General features: G+C 62.4%; 17 protein-coding genes and 1 riboswitch. Of the genes, 5 read left to right on the top strand and 12 right to left on the bottom strand.

Annotation, left to right across the window (positions count from 1 at the left end):
• The first annotated feature begins 99 nt into the window (after nucleotides 1-99).
• A complete protein-coding gene (locus BLR80_RS02515; protein WP_092075963.1) occupies nucleotides 100-372 on the top strand; it encodes a hypothetical protein in 273 nt (90 codons plus the stop codon).
• The gene (locus tag BLR80_RS02510; RefSeq protein ID WP_092075961.1) at nucleotides 369-872 is read left to right on the top strand and encodes a DciA family protein; all 504 of its coding nucleotides are present in this window, start codon (nucleotides 369-371) and stop codon (nucleotides 870-872) included. Before BLR80_RS02515 ends, BLR80_RS02510 begins: the two co-directional genes overlap by 4 nt.
• On the opposite strand, the gene BLR80_RS02505 is transcribed toward BLR80_RS02510, so the two are convergent.
• The 9 genes from BLR80_RS02505 to BLR80_RS02465 all read right to left on the bottom strand — a co-directional run bounded on the left by BLR80_RS02505 (nucleotide 869) and on the right by BLR80_RS02465 (nucleotide 12,445).
• Entirely contained in the window at nucleotides 869-1,594 is a 726-nt protein-coding gene (locus BLR80_RS02505) for a tRNA1(Val) (adenine(37)-N6)-methyltransferase (protein ID WP_092075959.1), read from the bottom strand. The two genes, BLR80_RS02510 and BLR80_RS02505, sit on opposite strands and share 4 nt — an antisense overlap.
• 110 nt (nucleotides 1,595-1,704) lie before the next feature.
• Nucleotides 1,705-2,559 (bottom strand): c-type cytochrome biogenesis protein CcsB, encoded by an 855-nt coding sequence (ccsB, locus tag BLR80_RS02500; protein ID WP_092075957.1) that lies wholly within the window; start codon nucleotides 2,557-2,559, stop codon nucleotides 1,705-1,707.
• A gap of 21 nt (nucleotides 2,560-2,580) precedes the next feature.
• A complete protein-coding gene (resB, locus tag BLR80_RS02495) occupies nucleotides 2,581-3,912 on the bottom strand; it encodes a cytochrome c biogenesis protein ResB (RefSeq protein ID WP_245691306.1) in 1,332 nt (443 codons plus the stop codon).
• 254 nt (nucleotides 3,913-4,166) lie between these two features.
• The gene (gene purE, locus BLR80_RS02490) at nucleotides 4,167-4,685 is read right to left on the bottom strand and encodes a 5-(carboxyamino)imidazole ribonucleotide mutase (RefSeq protein ID WP_092075953.1); all 519 of its coding nucleotides are present in this window, start codon (nucleotides 4,683-4,685) and stop codon (nucleotides 4,167-4,169) included.
• A 23-nt stretch (nucleotides 4,686-4,708) separates the two neighbouring features.
• Nucleotides 4,709-5,992 carry a phosphoribosylamine--glycine ligase gene (purD, locus tag BLR80_RS02485; protein WP_092075951.1) on the bottom strand — a complete coding sequence of 428 codons (1,284 nt, stop codon included), beginning with the start codon at nucleotides 5,990-5,992 and terminating at the stop codon, nucleotides 4,709-4,711.
• 125 nt (nucleotides 5,993-6,117) lie between these two features.
• A complete protein-coding gene (purH, locus tag BLR80_RS02480) occupies nucleotides 6,118-7,686 on the bottom strand; it encodes a bifunctional phosphoribosylaminoimidazolecarboxamide formyltransferase/IMP cyclohydrolase (RefSeq protein ID WP_092075949.1) in 1,569 nt (522 codons plus the stop codon).
• A 127-nt stretch (nucleotides 7,687-7,813) separates the two neighbouring features.
• On the bottom strand, nucleotides 7,814-9,049 hold the full coding sequence (locus tag BLR80_RS02475; RefSeq protein WP_092075947.1) for an ASKHA domain-containing protein: 1,236 nt from the start codon (nucleotides 9,047-9,049) through the stop codon (nucleotides 7,814-7,816).
• Nucleotides 9,046-10,218 carry an alanine racemase gene (gene alr / locus BLR80_RS02470; protein WP_092075945.1) on the bottom strand — a complete coding sequence of 391 codons (1,173 nt, stop codon included), beginning with the start codon at nucleotides 10,216-10,218 and terminating at the stop codon, nucleotides 9,046-9,048. Before alr ends, BLR80_RS02475 begins: the two co-directional genes overlap by 4 nt.
• A gap of 175 nt (nucleotides 10,219-10,393) precedes the next feature.
• Nucleotides 10,394-12,445 (bottom strand): putative bifunctional diguanylate cyclase/phosphodiesterase, encoded by a 2,052-nt coding sequence (locus BLR80_RS02465; protein ID WP_092075943.1) that lies wholly within the window; start codon nucleotides 12,443-12,445, stop codon nucleotides 10,394-10,396.
• Nucleotides 12,446-12,799: 354 nt separating this feature from the next.
• Nucleotides 12,800-12,904, top strand: a riboswitch (TPP riboswitch).
• 54 nt (nucleotides 12,905-12,958) lie between these two features.
• On the opposite strand from BLR80_RS02465, the gene thiD reads away from it, so the two are divergent.
• The 3 genes from thiD (at nucleotide 12,959) to BLR80_RS02450 (ending at nucleotide 16,463) form a co-directional block, all read left to right on the top strand.
• Entirely contained in the window at nucleotides 12,959-14,407 is a 1,449-nt protein-coding gene (gene thiD / locus BLR80_RS02460) for a bifunctional hydroxymethylpyrimidine kinase/phosphomethylpyrimidine kinase (RefSeq protein ID WP_092076453.1), read from the top strand.
• 39 nt (nucleotides 14,408-14,446) lie between these two features.
• Nucleotides 14,447-15,754, top strand: a complete 1,308-nt coding sequence (gene thiC / locus BLR80_RS02455) for a phosphomethylpyrimidine synthase ThiC (RefSeq protein ID WP_092075941.1) — start codon at nucleotides 14,447-14,449, stop codon at nucleotides 15,752-15,754.
• A 109-nt stretch (nucleotides 15,755-15,863) separates the two neighbouring features.
• A complete protein-coding gene (locus BLR80_RS02450; protein ID WP_216095163.1) occupies nucleotides 15,864-16,463 on the top strand; it encodes a DNA-deoxyinosine glycosylase in 600 nt (199 codons plus the stop codon).
• Nucleotides 16,464-16,540: 77 nt separating this feature from the next.
• Here BLR80_RS02450 and BLR80_RS02445 read toward each other — a convergent pair whose 3' ends face one another.
• The 3 genes from BLR80_RS02445 to BLR80_RS02435 form a co-directional block, all read right to left on the bottom strand.
• Nucleotides 16,541-18,328 (bottom strand): Lcl C-terminal domain-containing protein, encoded by a 1,788-nt coding sequence (locus BLR80_RS02445; protein ID WP_092075936.1) that lies wholly within the window; start codon nucleotides 18,326-18,328, stop codon nucleotides 16,541-16,543.
• 212 nt (nucleotides 18,329-18,540) lie between these two features.
• Nucleotides 18,541-18,744, bottom strand: coding sequence for a 2-hydroxymuconate tautomerase family protein (locus tag BLR80_RS02440; RefSeq protein ID WP_092075934.1), 204 nt, complete (start codon nucleotides 18,742-18,744; stop codon nucleotides 18,541-18,543).
• A gap of 21 nt (nucleotides 18,745-18,765) precedes the next feature.
• Nucleotides 18,766-19,968 (bottom strand): YbfB/YjiJ family MFS transporter, encoded by a 1,203-nt coding sequence (locus BLR80_RS02435; protein ID WP_092075932.1) that lies wholly within the window; start codon nucleotides 19,966-19,968, stop codon nucleotides 18,766-18,768.
• Nucleotides 19,969-19,972: the final 4 nt, after the last annotated feature.

The raw sequence follows: 19,972 nt of genomic DNA, 5'->3' as shown, positions 1-19,972 counted from the left end.
GGTTCTTCACATTGACAGCCGCCTGCCAAATGGCTAAGGTACGCTGGTTTTCTCCGGCAAGACCAGCCCGCCTCGCACCTCATTTTCTGTGGATCCGGCATGCAGCTGACCCCTTTCGGCCTCAAAATCGCCCTGCTGGCCGGCACCGCGGTACTGGTTAATCTACCGCTGGGCTACCTGCGTCAGGGTGTCGTCAAACGCTCGCTGGCCTGGTTCGCCTACATCCACCTGTCCATTCCTCTGCTGCTGTGGCTGCGGCTGCATTTTGCCCTCGACTGGCAGGTTATCCCCCTGTCGATTCTCGGCGCCCTGCTCGGCCAGTTCGGCGGCGGCTGGCTGCGTTTGCGTCTGCAGCAGCCCGGTCGGTCATGAGCCGTAACAACCGTGGGCGTGCCACGCCGGAACGCAGCCGCGATATCCTCAACCAGCTGTTCGGCTCGCTGGGCATTCGCAACCGCATTGAGCAACACGCCATCTGGCAACTGTGGGACCAGACGGTCGGTCGGACCATCGCCTGCCATGCCCGGCCGGTACGTCTGCGCCAGCAGATTCTGGAGGTTGAGGTTGACCATCCAGTCTGGATGCAGCAGCTGCAACTCCTCAAACCGCGCCTGCTCGCCAGCCTCAACGCCCAGCTCGGCGACCATCCCATCGAGGGCATCTTTCTGCGCCGCCGACCGGTAGCCACCCGTCTTCAGCGCATTGAGCACAAGGAAACGCTGCCCGAACTCAACAGCCTGGAACTGGCTGCCATCTCCCGCCTGACCGCCGCCATCGCCGACCCACAGGTGCGAGCCGCCCTGCAGCGCCTGATCCAAGCCCACCAGCGCCGCCACAAGGCCGAGCGTCTGCGTCAGCAACTGCGCTCCTAGATTTCTTCATCCTGCAGCAGCAACGGTGACTGCACCCTCAGCCCCGGACGGCTGCCCTTACGCCCCTCCACCAGCACCAGACAGGCATCCTGGCCGGCACGACTGTGCACCAGTCGCAAGCGTTTGGGCTCCAGCCGGGCCCGACGCATGGCTTCCAGCACGTCGGTCAGGCGTTCGGCCAGATGCACCAGCGCACAGCGGCCGCCATGGCTCAGCACCTGACCTGCAGCACTCAGCAGTTCAGCCAGGGTGCCATGTTGTTCGTGACGGGCCGCGCGGCGCTCGGCGTCCAGGGCTTGACGACCGGCCTGTGCCGGCCTGAAGGGCGGATTGCACAGCACCAGGTCACAGCTCTGCCGCGCCGTCGGCGCCCACTGCCGCACATCGCCACAGACCACCCGCACCTGCGATTCCAGACCATTGAGACAGACATTGCGCCGTGCCCGGTCTGCCTGGGCAGGCTGCACCTCGATGGCGGTCACCCGCAGCGCAGGCTGGCGCCGCGCCGCCAGCAGAGCCATCAGACCGCAGCCGCAGCCTAAGTCAAGCAGATGCTGTACCCCATCAAGCCGGGCAAAATCACACAGCACCAGCGGATCGAAGGAAAAGCGGTACCCCTGGCGGGGCTGGATCAGCCGCAGGCCGGCGTCCTGTACGCTGTCGAGGGTTTCATCGGCGGCCAGCAGAGTCTCCGGCGCTTCCGGTTGCTGTCCCTGCTCCATCGCTCTGCCTCCCCGCCCTGCTTAAGGTCCCGACAAACGGGCCGGGACGGTAAAAAACGGGGAGACCGTCAGACGGTCTCCCCGGACAAACAGCGCTGCTGGCTCAGCGACTAGGAACCGTAGGAATGCAGACCGGCCAGCAGCAGGTTGACGCCCAGATAGCAGAAGATGGTAGCGGCGAAGCCAACGATCGACAGCACCGCCGCCCGCCGGCCAGCCCAGCCACGGGTAATTCGGGCATGCAGAAAGGCGGCGTAGATAAACCAGACGATCAGGCTCCAGGTTTCCTTCGGGTCCCAGCTCCAGTAGGTTCCCCAAGCGTAATTGGCCCAGGCTGCGCCGGTAATGATCCCCAGCGACAGCAGGGGAAAACCAATCATGATGGCCTTGTAGTTAAGATCGTCAAGCACCTTGGCGCTGGGAAACTGGCCGACAATTCCGCCGGCCGGGCCTCTGCCGCCATCCTTTTCCTTGGCCACCTTGATCAGGTACATGATCGACACGCCACAGGCCACGGCAAAGGCGGCATAGCCAAGAAAACAGGTAATGACATGATAGGTCAGCCAGTTACTCTGCAGGGCCGGCACCAGCGGCGAGATGGTGGAATCCAGCCGCAGCTGGGCCCAGGTCATCGCCAGAAAAGCGAAGGGCAGCACGAAAGCACCCACTGCGGGCTGGCGGTATTTCAGATCGATCAGCAGATAAATCAGCAGAATGGTCCAGGAAAAGAACACCACCGATTCATACAGATTCGACATGGGTGCATAACCGGCACCTCCAGGGATCTGATAGGTTTCATACCAGCGCAAGCCAATGGCGCCGGTCTGCAGAAGAAAACCAGCCACGGCAATCCAGGTCGCCAACCGCGCAATCAGCGAGCTGCGCAGCGCCAGAAAGGCTATGAACAGTACCATGGAGGCGAAATACCCGACGGTCACCAGATTGAACAACTGTCCGCTTTGCATAGTTCTCAACTCCCGGCCAGCCTAGGCCAGCTCCTTGCGAAAGGCTTCCTTGAGACGATCGAAATACAGCTCGAAGGCTGGCTGGTTACGATGGGCCGAGCCCACCAGCCGTACCCGCACCTTGCCCTGCTTCTCGCTCAGCACCACCCACAGGCGGCGGTGCGACAGGAAAAAGGCCACCAGGCTGCCCAGCACCAGCAGGGTGCAGCCCAGCCACACCACCCAGACACCGGGGTCCTTGGTCGCCTGCAGCCCGGTATAGTATTTCTGTTCGAAATCCTCCAGCGTGAAGATATGCTCACCACCCCGCTGGTCGTCAAAATCCGGGAAGTTCTTGAACAGGGTTACGGAAAACGCCTCTGCACTGGCGGGCTGCACCTGCAACCTGGCCGCCGGACCGAAATTGCGAAACGAAGGCGTAAAATCAACCAGCTGGATACGGGTATCATCGGGCAGCAATGCCCGCTCTCCCCGTTGCAACGCATAGGCCTGGGCCTTGTCGGTACCGCGCAGCTTCACCTTGACAGACAGCACCTCGCCACCGGCCGGCCCATAGCTCGACTGATAAAAAGTGATGCCCTTGTAGCTCAACGGATCGTTGACAATAACCGGCCGTTTGTCGATCACCACCTCACCGCCATCCTTGATGGTCAACAGGCTGCGATATTCTTTCGGCCGCTGTGAGTTGTCGTAGAAGCTGACACTGAAATCCTCACAGGTCACCGAGAACCCCAGATCGGCCACCCCGCCACTGCGCAGCCAAACCTGATCGACGCTGCCACCTTCAGGAATGTTGACAAAAGCCTTGTAGCCGAACAGGTTGCCAATGATGGCACCGATAAAGATAATCAGGATCGACAGATGAGTGACATAAACCCCCAAACGGGCGTAGCGCGACTTGTCGGCATAAAGATAGAGACCGGCCTCGCCGCTGTTGCACACCGGCGGGGCGAATTCGCGGGCCACAAAAGCCTCCATGCGCTGGCGCACCTCGGCAAGGCTGCCCGTGACCAGTTGTTCATCGACATTGGAAAAGCTTTTCAGCAACGCCTCACTCGGCGTCAGCTGGGGGTGGCGTACCAGCTTCCACACGCGCGGCAGCCGCTTGATGGAACAGCACACCAGATTGATACTGAACAGAATCAGCAGGCCGATGAACCACCAGGAATGGTACATGTCGAAGAATTGCAGACTGTTGAGCAGGTGGTAGGTTTTTTCGCTGAAGAACCGCAAGTATTCTTCGGCCGGCCGGTTCTGCTGGATCACCGTACCGATAATCGAGGTGATCGCCAGAACGATGAGGGTAAAGATCGACAGCTTGAGGGAGCAGAAAAAATCCCAGATGGCTGCCACGACTGTTCGCTGTTGTCCGCTCAAATGCCAGTTCTCCTTTGCTGGGCAGGCGCTGCCTCCCATGCGCCAGCAGAGTTACGTTTTTGCCGGTCACAAGCCACGCATTTCTTCCCCGAACGCGCGTCTGAACCGACGATTTAGCGGCAGGCACAAGTCCGCCGCACAGACCGAAGAACACCTTCCCCGGTGTTTTTCCGCACCTCAAGCTGCACAGGCAGCCGTGGTGCCTTGCCAACCCTGTCCGTATCCTGTACTCACAACAGCCCGTCCGTGGCAAGACGCTGCTGTAACTGCTCGCTCTTGTGCGCCACCGCCGCCGCCATATCGTTGCGGGCCTGGCGCAGTCGTTCAGCCAGCGCCGCATCGGTGGTCGCCAGGATCTGCACGGCAAACAGGCCGGCATTGCGCGCCCCGGCCTTGCCGATGGCCATGCTGGCAACCGGAATGCCGGCTGGCATCTGCACCGTGGCCAGCAGCGCATCGAGCCCCTTGAGGGCCGAACTGTCGATCGGCACGGCCACCACTGGCAGGGTTGCCTCGGCAGCGACCACACCGGCAAGATGGGCGGCGGCACCGGCACCAACAATCAGTACCCGGATACCGCGACCGGCGGCACTGGCGGCATATTCCGCCGTCCGTTTGGGCGAACGGTGAGCACTGGAAACCAGCATCTCAAAACCGATGCCGAATTCGCGCAGGGCCTTGGCCGCCTCGGCCATGACCGGATAATCGGAATCACTGCCCATCAGAATACCGACCTGTACCTGTTCCATGTCCTTATCCTCCTGTGGTTTGATCAAGACGATTGCAGGCGCCGCAAGGCTTTCTGGCCGATATCACGCCGCCATTGAGCACCATCGAACCGGATCTGCGCCACGCCTGCGTAAGCCCGCTCAATGGCTGCCGGCACATCGGCGGCACGGCCGACGACCCCCAGCACCCGGCCACCGGCTGTCACCAGCTGGCCCTCGCACAGAGCGGTGCCGGCCTGAAACACCTGCACACCCTCAAGGGCGTTGGCCGCCGTCAGGCCGCTGATCGCATCGCCCTTACGGACACTGGCCGGATAACCGGCCGCCGCCAGCACCACACAGACCGCCGCGCCCTCATGCCATTCCAGCGCCCTGGTGGTCAATTCGCCACGGGCGCAGTCGCGCAATATCGGCACCAGGTCGGACTTCATGCGGCTGAGCAGGGGCTGGGCCTCGGGATCACCGAAGCGGGCATTGTATTCCAGCACCCGGATCTTCTCGCCATCGATCATCAGACCAACAAACAGGATGCCACAGTAGGGACAACCTTCAGCCGCCATGCCGTCGATGGTCGGCTGCACCACCTCGTCAACAATCCGCTGATACAGTGCGTCCGTAACCACCGGCGCCGGCGAATAAGCGCCCATGCCACCGGTATTGGGGCCCTTGTCGCCATCGAAAATCTGCTTGTGATCCTGCGCCGAAGCCAGCGGCAGAATATTCTTGCCGTCGGTAAAGGCAAAGAAAGAGGCTTCCTCGCCGTAGAGAAACTCCTCAATCACCAGCGACTTGCCGGCTTCGCCGAAGACACCGTCGACCAGAATTTCATCAATGGCCTGAACAGCCTCCTCCAGCGTCTGCGCCAGAATTACACCCTTGCCGGCGGCCAGGCCATCGGCCTTGATGACGATGGGGGCGCCCTGCGCCTTCACATAGGCCACCGCCTGATCGCGCTCGCTGAAGCGGGCATAGGCCGCCGTCGGAATGCCGTACTTGGCCATCAGGTCCTTGGAAAACCCCTTGCTGCCCTCGATCTGGGCGGCAGCCTGGCTGGGACCGAAAATAGTCAGCCCTGCTGCCTTGAAGCGATCGGCAATGCCCAGCGTCAGCGGCAACTCCGGCCCAACCACGGTAAGGTCGATCCCCTTCTCCAAGGCAAAAGCGCACAGGCCGTCCACATCCTCAACATTCAGCGGCACCAGTTCGGCCAACTCAGCGATGCCGGGATTGCCCGGCGCGCAGTAGAGGGTTTCAACCAGGGGGGACTGGGCAATCTTCCACACCAGTGCGTGTTCGCGTCCGCCACCACCGACAACCAGTATCTTCATCCTCGAACCTTTCTTGTCTGTCTTCTGCCTGCCAAACGTTCCCAGCTACGCTCACGAAAGGAGAAACGAGCCATTTTTACCTGATCAGGGCGACAACGCCGAGATGGCGAAAAAGGTCCGCTTGCTTAATGACGGAAGTGACGCATGCCGGTAAACACCATGGCAATACCGTGCTCATCAGCGGCCGCAATCACTTCCTCATCACGAATCGACCCGCCGGGCTGGATGACCGCCGTCACGCCTACAGCCGCTGCGTTATCGAGTCCGTCACGGAACGGGAAAAAGGCATCCGAGGCCATGGCCGAGCCCTGAACTTCGAGTCCGGCGTGCTCTGCCTTGATCGCGGCGATACGTGCCGAATTGATGCGGCTCATCTGACCGGCACCAACACCGATGGTCATATTCTCCTTGCCGTAGACGATGGCGTTGGACTTGACGAATTTGGCCACCCGCCAGGTGAAGAGAAGATCCTTCATCTCCTGCTCCGTCGGTTGGCGCTTGGTCACGACCTTCAACTCCTCATACAGGGCATGGTCGGCATCCTGCACCAGCAGACCACCATTGACCCGCTTGTATTCCAAACGATCCGCCGGCTGGGCGGGCCACTGGCCACACTCGAGCAGGCGCACGTTTTTCTTGGTCTTGACGATCTCTACCGCCTCGGCACTGACCACCGGCGCAATAATCACCTCAACGAACTGCTTGTCACAAATGGCTTTGGCCGTCGCGCCATCGAGCTCGCGGTTAAACGCGATAATACCGCCGAAGGCCGACTCGGGATCGGTGCTGAACGCGCGCTCATAGGCTTCCAGAATCGTAGCGCCCACCGCCACGCCGCAGGGATTGGCGTGCTTGACAATGACGCAGGCCGGGCCCTCGCCAAACTGCTTGACGCACTCCAGCGCCGCATCGGTATCGCCGATATTATTATAGGACAACTCCTTGCCCTGCAGCTGTCTGGCCGTAGCAATGGAGGCCTCGGCGACATTCTTCTCCACATAGAAGGCGGCCTTCTGGTGCGGGTTTTCGCCGTAACGCATGATCTGGCTCTGCTGAAACTGCAGCGTCAGCGCGGGGGGGAACTCGGCCACGCAGCCCTCTTCCAGCCGCCGGCCGAGCCAGTTGGAAATGGCGCCATCATAGGCCGCCGTATGCTGATAGACCTTTACAGCCAGACCGAAGTTGGTCGACTCGCTCACGGCGCCGTTGCTGGCGCGCATCTCGTCGAGCACCACGGCATAGTCGGCCGGATCAACCACCACGGTAACAAAACGGTTGTTCTTGGCCGCGCTGCGCAGCATGGTCGGACCGCCGATGTCGATATTTTCGATGGCGTCCACCAGGGTGCAGTCATCCTTGGCCACCGTGGCTTCAAACGGATACAGATTCACCACCACCATGTCGATGGGCTGGATGTCATGCTCCGCCATTTTCGCCACATGCGCCGGATTGTCACGCAGGCCAAGCAGGCCGCCGTGAACTTTGGGATGCAGGGTTTTCACCCGGCCATCGAGCATTTCAGGATAGCCGGTGTATTCGGAAACGTCCTTGACCGGCAGACCGGCCTGGCGCAGCAGGCTCGCGGTACCGCCGGTCGAGAGAATCTCAACACCGAAACCTACCAGTTCACGGGCAAAATCGACAATACCGGTCTTGTCGGACAGACTGATCAGGGCACGTTTGATGGTGGCCATGAAACCATCCTTTCTGAAAAAAACACCGCGCCGCCAGCGGCACGGCAGAAACAGGGAACAATGACAGAAAAGGCTTTTTCTACCCTGTCACACCGGGGCTGACAAGCAAAAACCGGGAGGACGCCGTTCAGGCTGGCCCGCTGGCGAAATCGAGAGCCGCCAGAAAGGCCTGCTCGAAGGCTGGTGTGCCCGACAGCGGATAGGGCCGCATGGCCCGGCGCAACGCGTCGAGCTCCGCCAGCCCCTCGGGCCGGACAGCAAGGCGCCCGAGTCCGACGAGGACTCCGGCGCCCACAAATCTTACTTTTTTTATCATGTATTCCGGCAGCAGGGCAACGTTTTTCAGGGTCTGCGGCGCCAGCGCCTGCCCCAGGGCGCCACTGAGCAACACCCTTTCGAGCGCCGGCGGCGCCAGTCCGGCCCGTTCCAGCAAACACTCGGCACCGGCATGCAGCGCCCCCTTGGCCAGCTGAAACTGGCGAATCTCTTCCTGGCGGATCAGCAACTGGCAACGGGCGTCACGATAGAGACACAGGGCCGGCTGACCAGCGTCCTGACACAGATAACGCGCCAGATTGCTGTCGATGGCTGCGGCGGGCCGCAGGCCACCGTCCGCGCCCACCAGGCCGGCGGCCACCGCCGCGCCAATCGCCGCCGTCAGCCCGCTGCCGCACAGGCCGCGCGGCAGGCCATCGCCGATCACCCGCAAGCGCAGGCGATCTTCCTCCACCGCCACGTCATAAACCGCGCCGGCCTCGGCCCGCATGCCACAGGCCAGATGTGCACCCTCGAAGGTCGGCCCGGCCGCCACCGAACTGCACCACCAAGCCTGCCCGTCCCACAAAGCCATCTCGCCATTGGTACCGACATCGATCAGCAGGGTTGGTCCCACCAGGGGCAGCTGGCCGTAAACGTAGGCCAGCAGATCACCGCCGACAAAACCACTGACCGCCGGCAGCAGATACAGCGGCGGCAGTCCGGCTTCGTGCAGCCAGACGCCGTCAAGAGAGGGTGGCCGATAGGGTGGCCGCAGCAGACCGGTCACGGGCTGGCCCCGTAGCAGGGTAATCATGGCCGGATTGGCCGCCAGCAGGCCCTGCCGCACCGCCGCCAGCGGCTGTCCCGCCTGTCTCAGCAGCTCGGCGGTCAGCTGCGTCACGGCCTGCAGTGCCTGCTGCTGCAGCTCCGCCGCCGCGCCCTCGGTCGCAGCCTGCAAGCGGCGAATCACATCCGTGCCATGAACAAACTGCGGGTTATCCAGACCGGCCTCGGCCAGCAAGGCCCCCTGGGCATCGAGCAGACGGCCGGCAAGGCGGGTTGTTCCCAGATCGATCAGCAGCTGCAATGCGGGCGACGCCGTCACGAAACGACCCCGCCTGCGGCCGCCGGGCTCTCCGCGGCCGGCAACAGCGTCTGGCCCAGGTAGTGGCGCGGCACGCGCTTGCTGACCTGACAGAACACCTCATAGGCGATGGTGCCAATGCGCTCGGCCCATTCCTCGGCCCGGATACACTGATCACCGTCGCAGCCCAGCAGGGTAACCCGATCGTTGACTTGGACGTCCGCCAGATCGGTCACGTCAATCAGCGTCCAGTCCATGCAGATCCGGCCGGCGATGGGCGCACGCTGGCCGCGAATAAGCACGGCACCGCCAGCGGACAGACGACGGTTGAAGCCATCGGCATAACCCACCGGCACAGCAGCGATACGGGTCGGTCGGCGGGCAACGAACAGCTGACCATAGGACACGCTGTGGCCCGGCGGCAATTCGCGCAGGTGCGCAATGCGGCTATGAAAATGCATCACCGGCTGCAACCCGGCCAGAGGCTGATCCTCGAACGGCTGGCCACCATAAAGAGCGATACCGGGACGCACCAGGGTGCAGAGACCGGCCGGCTGCGCCAGACTGGCGGCACTGTTGGCCGCATGCAGGTAGCGAGGACTGAAACCCGCCTGGCGCACAAGCGCCACCGCCTCGGCAAAGTGACGCAGCTGGGCGCTGTTGTGCGGGTGCGCCGGCAGATCGGCCATGGCCAGATGGGTCATCACACCCACCAGATCGAGGGCCGGAAAACGATGCCACTCTTCGAGAAAGGCTGGCAGTTCGGCCGGCTGCACCCCCAGTCGGCCCATGCCGCTGTCGAGCTTGAGATGGCAGGCGCACCGCCGCCCCCGCCGCGCAGCCGCCGCCTGCAGCCGTTCAAGCTGGGCCATTTCGAACACCGCCGTCTGCAGCTGATGCTGCACCAGGCAATCCTCCTGTCCCGGCCAGGCGCCGCCAAGCAGCAGAATTGGCCGGTCGATACCGGCCTGGCGCAGCTCCAAGGCTTCCTCGACGATGGCGACACCGAAAAGATCGGCGCCGGCCTGCTGCAGACAGCGCGCCACCGCCACGGCACCGTGGCCATAGGCATCGGCCTTGACCACGGCCAGCAGTGCCACCTGGGGCGGCAGGGCCTGACGCAACAGCAGATAATTGTGCCGCAGGGCGGCCAGATCGATTTCGACCTCGGTGGGACGATGGGCGTACATGACTGGACTCAAAAGGGCTGGGCGCGACAGCCGTCGCGCTGCGGAAAAGAAGACAAAAAATGCGCCGCCACGGCAGGAACCGCCCATGGCGCAACGGGACGAAAGCCCTGCCGACGCATACGGCCGCGTCCTTGTATCACGAGCACCGAAAAACAGTAAAGCGCCGTGCCGGTCGTCAGCTCTCGTCGAGATGCTTGCGACAGGCATCAAGGACCTTGTCGGCCGGCAACGGTCGGCAGAAGTAGAACCCCTGCACCTCGTCACAGTCACGCTGATAGACAAAACCGTACTGCCCCTCGGTTTCGACACCCTCAGCCGTCACCTCCAGATCAAGACGCTTGGCCATGGCAATCGTCGCCGAAACGATGGCACGGTCATCGGCATTGGTCTGAATGTCCGCAATGAAGCTCTTGTCGATCTTCAACCGATTGAGGGGCAGATGTTTCAGACAGCTGAGGGAGGAATAGCCGGTGCCGAAATCATCAATGGCCACATGAATGCCCAGCTCGCGGATCTGGCGCAACGTCGCGATGGTGCGCTGAACATCCTTCATCAACACGTTCTCAGTGATTTCAAACTCGAACCAATGGGCCTTGGCGCCGGTCTGCTGCAACAGCCGCTTGACCATTTCAACAAAATCGGCTTGATCGAACTGCCGGCCCGACACATTGATGGCCACCCGCACCTGCCGGTTGGCCAGGCCGTTGGCGTGCCAGCGACAGCATTGCAAAAACACCTGCTCCATCACCCACTCACCCAGCGGCAGGATCAGATTGGTCTCCTCTGCCAGCGGAATAAACTGCGCCGGTGGAATGACCCCCAGCTGCGGATGGCGCCAGCGCACCAGAGCTTCGAGACCAGCCATGCGGTTGCTGACCAGATCGATCTGCGGCTGATATTCGATAAAGAATTCCTTTTCGTCCAACGCCCGCCGCAGATTGGATTCCAGGTCCATCCGCGCCACCGCGCGAGCGTTCATTTCACTGGAATAGAACCGGAAACCGTTGCCGCCCTCCTCCTTGGCGGCATACATGGCCATGTCGGCATGGCGCAACAGTTCACCGGCATCCTCGGCATCATCGGGATAGAGCGCGATACCAATACTGGTGGAGATATAAACCTCGCGCACCCCCAGATCAAAGGGCTGCGCCAGCGCCTTGAGAATCTTGCCGGCCACATGGGGCAAATTGTCACTGCTTTTGAAATCCGCCAGCAGAATGACAAATTCATCACCACCCAGTCGCGCCACGGTATCGTTGTCGCGCAGACAGGCGGTCAGGCGCTCGGCGGCAATCTGCAACAGGCGGTCGCCAATGGCATGCCCGAGGGTATCATTGACACCCTTGAAACGGTCAAGGTCAAGAAACAGCAACGCCATCTGACGATCATGCCGCCGCGCCTGGGCCAGTGCCAGTTCCAACCGGTCATGCAGCAGCTGGCGATTGGGCAGCCGGGTCAGGCCATCGTAATAAGCCAGCTCGCGAATCCGCTCCTCAGCCAGCTTGCGGGCGGTAATATCCTGAATGACCGGAACGGTGTAGAGCGGTTGGCCCTGGGGATCAAAAAACCAGGTCGACGACAACTGCGCCCAGAACACCGACCCGTCCTTGCGCAGATAACGTTTCTCACAGACGATGGACTGACTGCGGTTGGCCCGGGCAATCTGGCGCCGCCGCAGGGTATCCTCAATATCGTCGGGATGCGTCACATCGGTTATCTTCATCTGCTTGAGTTCATTCTCGCTGTAACCGAGAAAATTGCAGAAAGCGGGGTTGGCCTGCAAAAAACGGCCATCGGGCGCCAGCATGGCAATGCCGGCAACGGAAGATTCAAAGATGGTGCGCAGCTGTTCCTCACGCTCGCGCAAGGCATTCTCGGTTTTCTTGCGCAGGGTGATGTCGCGGAAAAACCCCTGAATACCCCGCGCCTCACCCTGTTCGCGATACAGGGAGATGCTGCCTTCGGCCACGATCTTCTGGCCGGTACGGGTGATGAACTCCACCTCGAAGCGTGGCACACTCTCGCCGGTACGCAATCGCTCCACCCGTTCGCCACAGCGACAGTGACAATCGGGGTGCAGAATATTGAAAAAGTTCATGCGGTAGGCTTCATCGCGCGGATAGCCCAGCGTATCGACCCACATCTGATTGACATACAGCAGTTGGCCGTCAAAGCCCACCACCTGAATCAGATCGTTACTGTTTTCCACCAGATCGGCATATTCCACCGCGCACCACTCCCCCCGGCCGGACCGCCGGCTGTGTCAACTCCTGCCCACACATCCCTGAGCTTTTCACGAAAAACAAAATTTTCATGCTGTCGGCAACTTAGATCATCCTTTTAGCGCTTTTCACCCGGCGGAATCCAGCAAAAACGCATAACAAAATTCTGACCAGCCCCCCACAAAACCCTCACCGGCACCAGCCGCCTGCGGCCTCAACTGTCCAGCCCAGCCAATGGACAACATCAATTTAGCAACAAAAAAGCACTTTTTGGCCTTCCGGCCAACGACAATGGCGGTTGACAGCACCTGCCGGATGACATAGGCTGACCTGCACAGTCAGCAATCACAACCTGTAGGACATGAAGCTGGGGGAGTGAAGTTCATTCACTGAGAGTCCTCGACGGACGACCCTTGGAACCTGATCCGGATCATGCCGGCGTAGGGAAGCGACCAGAACCAGACAGCCCCTTGGGACTGTCTGTCTCGACCGCGCCCGTTGCCGGCCGCGGTTTTTTTATGACAACGACGCCCCGCTCCAATGCCACCATTGGTGGTCTCTATCTCATCACCGACGCCAGCGACAGTGCCCGACTGTTCGAATGCTGCCAACTCGCCCTGCGCGGCGGTGTCCGCCAGCTGCAGTACCGCGACAAAACCCGGCCCTTCGACGAGCAACTCGCCATTGCCCAGCGCCTGCGCCAGTTGTGCCACCATCATCAGGCCCAACTGATCATCAATGACAATATCGCATTGGCTCGCGCCTGCATGGCCGATGGTGTTCATCTCGGCCAGCAGGACGGCGCCATCGCCGTCGCCCGCGCCGCGCTCGGGCCGGCTGCCCTCATCGGCCGTTCGTGCCGCACGGTAGCACAGGCCCAGGCCGCCGTGGCTGAAGGCGCCAATTACCTTGGCGTCGGCAGCGTCTATCCGACCCGTACCAAGAACGACGCCGTTCACATCGGCCTTGAAGGCCTGCGCGCCATCCGCGCCGCCGTCGATCTGCCCCTCGTCGCCATTGGCGGCATCGATGCCGCCGGCCTACCCGCCGTCATCGCGGCCGGTGCCGATGGTGCCGCCGTAGTGTCGGCCCTGATGGCCGACCCACGCCCCGATCTGGCCGCCCGCGAAATGGCCCTGCTGTTTCACCGGCGCCAACCCGTCCCCTGCGGCCGGGTTCTCACCATCGCCGGCTCCGACAGTGGCGGCGGCGCCGGCATTCAGGCCGACATCAAGACCATCAGCCTGCTGGGGGGCTATGCCAGCAGCGTCATCACCGCCCTGACCGCCCAGAACACCCTCGGCGTCAGTGGCATTCATGCCGTGCCGGCCAACTTTGTGCGGCAGCAACTGCGCGCCGTCCTTGATGATCTCGGCGCCGATGTGATCAAAACCGGCATGCTGCTGAACAGCGAAATCATCCGTACCGTTGCTGAGGAACTGCGCGGCCAGGCCGGTCTAACCGTCGTCGACCCGGTCATGATCGCCAAGGGAGGTGCCAGCCTGCTGCAACAGGACGCCATCGAGGCCCTGATCAGCCAACTGCTGCCGCAAACCTATTTGCTCACACCCAATCTGCCCGAAGCCGAAGCCCTTACAGGTCGTGGCATCACCAATGTGGACGCCATGGAACAGGCCGCCATCCGCCTGCAGCAGCTCGGCGCCCGCCATGTGCTGATCAAGGGCGGTCATCTGGCCGGCGCACCCGTCGATCTGTTGCGTCAGGGAACGACCACCCTGCTGTTGCAGGGCGAACGGCTCGATTCGGCCCATACCCACGGTACCGGCTGCACCACCGCCGCCGCCGTGGCCACCCTGCTGGCGCGCGGTTTTGCCCTGGCCGAGGCCGTGCGTCTGACCAAAACCTTCATTGAAACCGCCATCCGCCACGCTCCCGGCTACGGCCAGGGACATGGCCCGGTCAATCATTATCTGGCTGCCGCCGCCCTGCGGCCGCAGCTGGACTAACCGCCCACCTCAAAAGGCCCGAAAGAGAGGAAACCGACCATGACGCTCATGGAAGCCGCCCGTCAGGGGATCATCACCGACACCTTGCGCCAGGCCGCCGAAATCGAAGGCATCGACGCCGAGACCCTGCGGGCCCGTGTTGCCCAGGGCACCGTCTGCATCTGCCACAACGTCAAGCACACCAACGGCCTGCCGCTGGCCGTCGGCCAGGGCCTGCGCACCAAGGTCAACGCCAACATCGGCACCAGCAAGGACGACACCAGCATCGACAAGGAAATGGAAAAGGCCCGCGTCGCCGTTGCCGCCGGCGCCCACGCCATCATGGACCTGTCCACCGGCGGCCCGATCGACGAAATCCGCGCCGCCATCATCGGCCAGACCAACGCCTGCATCGGCAGCGTGCCACTGTACCAGGCCGCCGTCGACACCGTGGCCAAAAAGAAAAAGGCCATGGTCAAAATGACCGTTGACGAGATCTTCGACGGCATTAAAAAACACCTGGACGATGGCGTTGACTTTATCACCGTCCACTGCGGTGTTACCCGTCGTACCCTTGAGGTGATGGATCGCGAAGGCCGCCTGATGGAGGTGGTTTCACGCGGCGGCTCCTTTACCGCCAAGTGGATGACCTTCAACAATGCGGAAAACCCGCTGTACGAACACTACGACCGCCTGCTTGAGCTGGTCAAACCCTATGATGCTACCCTCTCCCTCGGTGACGGCTTCCGGCCCGGCTGTCTGAAGGACGCCACCGACCGCGCTCAGGTGCAGGAGCTGCTGATTCTCGGCGAACTGACCCAGCGCGCCTGGGATGCCGGCATCCAGGTCATGATCGAAGGCCCAGGCCATGTGCCCCTCGACCAGATCCAGGCCAACATCCAGCTGCAAAAACGCCTGTGCCACGGCGCGCCCTTTTATGTGCTGGGGCCGCTGGTCACCGATCTGGCGGCCGGCTATGATCATATCGCCTGCGCCATCGGCGGCGCTATCGCCGCCTCGGCCGGCGCTGACTTCCTGTGCTATGTCACCCCCAGTGAGCACCTGTGCCTGCCCAACGTGCAGGACGTTCACGAAGGCGTCATTGCCAGCCTGATCGCCGCCCATGCCGCCGACATCGTCAAGCAGGTGCCCGGCGCCATCGATCGTGACCATGCCATGGCCCAGGCGCGCAAGGATCTCGACTGGCAAAAGCAGTTCGAACTTGCCCTCGACCCGGCCCGCGCCCGCACCCGCCGCAGTGAAAACAAGGCCGCCGACGAACACGGCGCCTGCACCATGTGCGGTGATCTGTGCGCCGTCAAGGTCATGGATGATCGCCGCGACGAACTGAAGAAACGCGCCAGCTGATCCGCCAACGCAGCCCCGGTCATCACAACACAGCGGCGCTTTTGCCCACCAGAAGCGCCGCTGATCTTGCGCCCCAAGCCGGCGGTGCCGCCACGGGCGCCAGCTGCCGGTGACAGTGCAGCATCACTTCGCGCCAGCCATCGCCATGCCCCGTCCAGCTCCCTCTGACATGCTCCACAGCTTCGCCCCGCTGCTGCCGCCACAACCGCGGCTGCTGATTCTCGGCAGCATGCCCGGCGTGGCCTCGTTGCAAGCACGGCAATACTATGCCCATCCACGCAATCTCTTCTGGCGCCTGCTCGGTGACATTCTGCAATTCGATCCAACGCAACCCTACCCGCAGCGCCTTGCTGCCCTCACCACGGCAAGCGTCGCCCTGTGGGATGTACTGCGCTGCTGTCAACGACCGGGCAGCAGCGATCAGGCCATTGTCATGGCATCGGCCCAGGCCAATGCCGTGGCGGAGCTACTGACAAGCCAACCCGGCATCACCGGCGTGCTGTGCAATGGCGCCACGGCAAAACGGCTGTTTGAACGCCTGATCCGGCCGGACCTGCCCCCCGAGCGCCTCAATCTCGGCGTGCTGCAATTACCCTCCACCAGCCCGGCCCACGCCTCCATGCCCTATACCGCGAAACTGGCCTGCTGGCGCGCCGCGCTGGAAAGTCATCTGCGGCCCTATCCTCGCCCGACACCGCCCGCGACATAAAACACGGGCGGCGTTCCGTAACCACGGAACGCCGCCCAGGTTTTAGCTGCTCTCACCAAGAAGCAACGACGACGCACCTAGCGGGCATCGCGCACCAGTCGCACATGATGTGGACTCATCTTGAGTAACGCTGCCAGCGCGCCATCGGCAAAATCTGCCGTCCAGGCAAAGGCCGGAAAAACGGCATAGGGCGAGGCCGACCAGTAGATTCCTGCCGGCGTGGCCGGGAAAGACTCACGATAGCTGGCCGGTTCGAGGCGATCGGCGTTGAGAATGCTGGTCAGCTCCTTGATATTGGGCAACCGCCAGTCATTGTAACCCGCCTCGGCGGCAGCTCGTACCGTCTGCGCCTGTTGCAGCGCGCCCTGCCAGTCAAACTGGGCCGCCACGCCGATGCAGCCGCTTTGCGGATTCCACAGCTGGCCCTCAGAACAGACCTTCCACATCAGACCGCTAAACCGGTCGGTGACGGTACCATCGTGGTTATCCTGCAGATAGTAGTTCACCTGATCCTGCCGCACCAAGCGTACCGCCTGAGGTTCAAATGTTTCGGCCTCTGACACCTCTTCAGCAGGCTCTTCGGCAGGCTCTTCTGCCGTTTCCTCACCCTCACCCTCATCTTCTTCCTCAACAACAGCAGGCGCCTCCTTGAGCAGACTGGTCTGTTCACCGCTGCGGAAATCAACCGCCAGCGCCCGGTCACCATCCTGCGGATCTGCGGTACTGCTCCAGCTGTGGGCGACCGCGCTGGCCGCAAAGGCATCCGGCAACAGCCATTCCGGGTGCTGCTGGCGTAGCTGATAGTAACGGGCCAAGGACTGCAGCTCATCGGCCGTTGGCAGGCGCCAGCCGGAAACCGCATCCGCCAGCGCCTGAGCCTCGGACCAGGTGGTCAGGGTTTCGCTGCCGCCGCAGCCGTTCTGCGCATCCCAGAGCTGGCCCTCGGGGCAGATCTGCCAGCGCAGCTGACTGGCCAGGTGGGTCACACTGCCATCCGCATGCGTCACCAGGGTCTGGCGTGCCGGGGAGCCGGTTTCACGGACCAATCGCACATGCAACATACTGTCTTTTTTTACGGATTCTTCCATGCCACAGCAAAACTCGGTAACCCAGGCATTTTCCACCACGCCGCCGTCGGTTTCGCTGGCCGGATCATCAGTGTCTGTCCAGTAAGCCGTATTATCATTGGGCGTGTCCGGGAAATAGCTGCCGTCAATAACCGGACCGGCTGTACCATAGTGTACCAGGCTGCGCAACTCTTCACGGGTCGGCAGCCGCCAGTCCGAATAACCCGCCAATCCGGCAGCATTGACCCGGGCAATGTAGCTGTCCACATCACAGCCATTGTCGGCAATGCAATCGTCCTCTCCCGGCACCCCGGCTCCGTCTGCCGCCGCACTCCGGCGGTACAACCAGCGGGCATCGCGCAGACCGTAATCGTTGGTCTTCACCTCCCACATCAGAGCGGTGGTGTTATCGCGCACCGCCACCCAGGTTTTGCTACCCAGTTCGGCGGCACTGACCACCGCGCCATCAATCCCGATACGGCTGAAATCAAAGCCGGCCGCGCCACCGCCGGTTTTCTGCAAACTGCCGGCCGCGGCTGCAGCATCACGGCCCAGAGCGGCATCCTGCCAGGGAAAGCCGGCCGGAGCACTGGTCAGATTGTTCGCGTTGGCGTCACCAAAGCTCTGAATACCGCTGTCGTTCAGCAGGCGGACCGCCTCGACCGGCGGCGCGCCCGGATCGACCGGCGGCGGCGTGCTGGCTGACCCACCACCACCGCCGCCGCCCCCACCACCGCAGGCCGTCAGCAAGCAGCAGCCGACCGTCACCAACCATTTCCTCCATTCCGTCTTTTTCATGCACTCTCTCCCCGAAAAACAGCTGCTCCTACAGGCCGCTCAAAAAAATCGCGGGCCGGTCCCGTTTGCATGTTAAGCAAAATACCATAAAAGCTGGCAAAGCGAACCTGCACATCAATAATAAACCTTCATCGCCTCTGGCACCGTTTATCCCAAGCGGGGCCTGCCATTCGCAAAAACCGGAGCGTTACCGGCCGGACGGACAAGCAGCGCTAGCGGCCGCTGCGTCGACGAACGGTGACACTTTCGCCGCCTATGCCCCAGTTGTCGGTATCAATCTCGTCAATCACCACCACGGTGGTGGCGGGATTCTTACCCAGTTCCCTGGCCAGCAGAGCCGTCACGCCCTCGATCAGGCGGGCTTTCTGTTCGGCGGTGGCACCTTCGCGAGTAATCTTGATATTGACGTAGGGCATGGCATTGGCCTCCTTGTGTCATCAGGGGTCTAAGGTCTGGCGTTGACGACGATCCACCAGGGTCAGCAAGGCAGCGAGGGCAACGCAGCCGGCCGCCAGCTGCAATGGCAGAGCAAAACCGGCCTCGATATCGGCCAGCCAACCGGCGACCATGGGACCAAGCATCTGACCGATACCGAAACTGGCCGTAAGCACAGCAGCAGCCTGGGCCGGATTGCGTGGCAGGCGGCGACGGCCTTCGGCCAGCGTCAGGGCCACAATACCGAGAAAGGTGGCGCCAAAGGACAGAGCGACAAACAGGATAGCTGCCAATGAAGTTGCCTGGCTGCTGAGCCAGATCCCGGCGCCCTGCACTGCATAGGCCGCCAGCAAGGCACAACGGAAACCGATCCGGCGCGCCAGCAGGGGCCACAGCAGTGTTGAGGGCACAGCGGCCAGACCGACAGCCACCCAACTGTAGCCGGCGTAAGGCGCCAGTTGGCTGTTGCCCGCGATAATGGTCACCAAAAAGGTGGCCGAAACCACATAGCCGAGACCTTCACAGAAATAGGCAAATGCCAGCAGGGCGATGGGTCTTAAGCCCTGCGGGGAGCCCAACTCCGGCGGCGCCACCCAGGGCAGCCGGCGGGTGCGGCGCCCCAGCGCAACACCCAGCAACGCCAGCAGGGCGGCCAGAAGCCCACTGCCGAGCCAGGCAGCGGCCCAGCCTCCCAGCCGGTCGAGAGCTGGCACGAGCAGACCGCTCAGGGCAATGCCCAACCCGATACCGCCATAAAGATTGCCGGCCCAGTGCCCATAACCGCGTCGCGCCAGGGAGTCTCCCACCTCGGCGGCGATCAGAATGAACAGCAGCGCGCTGGCGGCACCGGCCGCCAGACGCAACAGCGCCCACAGATGCAACGAGGTGGTCAGCCCCATGGCCAGGGTGGTCAGGATGCTGGTCAGCAGGGCGGCCAGCCCCAGGCTGCGCGAACGCAACAGTTGTGGCGCGCAGGAACAGGCGATGGCACCAGCCAGATAGCCCAGATAGTTGAGTCCGGCCAGCACGCCGGCCTGGGCGTGACTCAGACCCAGATCACGCTGCATCAGCGGCAGAATCGGCGTGTAGACAAAGCGACCAATCCCCATGGCCACCACCAGTCCGAGCATGCCGCCCAGAAGGATCTTCAGGGCATCGCGGCCCCGCTGGCAGCGGTCAGCTGGAATGGCGGCCGGGGCTTTCATGATT

Origin of the sequence: Desulfuromonas thiophila (genome assembly GCF_900101955.1) — a bacterium.
Lineage (GTDB): Bacteria > Desulfobacterota > Desulfuromonadia > Desulfuromonadales > Desulfuromonadaceae > Pseudodesulfuromonas > Pseudodesulfuromonas thiophila.
Note: the sequence above shows the minus strand (reverse complement) of the source record. Positions and strands in the feature narration are given on the sequence as shown.